The sequence below is a fragment of the Moritella sp. F3 genome, from assembly GCF_015082335.1.
In the GTDB taxonomy this organism is placed as follows: domain Bacteria; phylum Pseudomonadota; class Gammaproteobacteria; order Enterobacterales; family Moritellaceae; genus Moritella.
Genome location: NZ_BLRL01000121.1, coordinates 1 through 248, shown reverse-complemented (window position 1 = coordinate 248; position 248 = coordinate 1). Strand labels below are relative to the sequence as shown.

General features: G+C 73.4%; 1 protein-coding gene. It reads right to left on the bottom strand.

Annotated elements, in window-relative coordinates; genetic code table 11:
• A partial coding sequence (locus tag JFU56_RS22635; RefSeq protein ID WP_198439458.1) for an EAL domain-containing protein occupies positions 1 to 248 on the bottom strand: 248 nt, incomplete at both ends.

The following is a 248-nucleotide window of genomic DNA, read 5'->3' as shown; positions in this document are numbered from 1 at the left end:
ATCCCGTCCCGCGCAGCTGGTAGGCCGAGACGTTGACGGCGACGGTGAGCTCGGCCAGGTCGGTGCGCGTGCGCCGCCACTCGGCGGTCTGGCGGCACGCCTCGCGCAGGACCCAGGCGCCGAGCTCGACGATGATCCCGGTCTCCTCCGCCACCGGGACGAAGTCGACCGGCGACACGCTTCCGTGCTCCGGGTGGTGCCACCGGGCCAGCGCCTCGCAGCCGACCCACTGCTGCTCGTCGATGGAG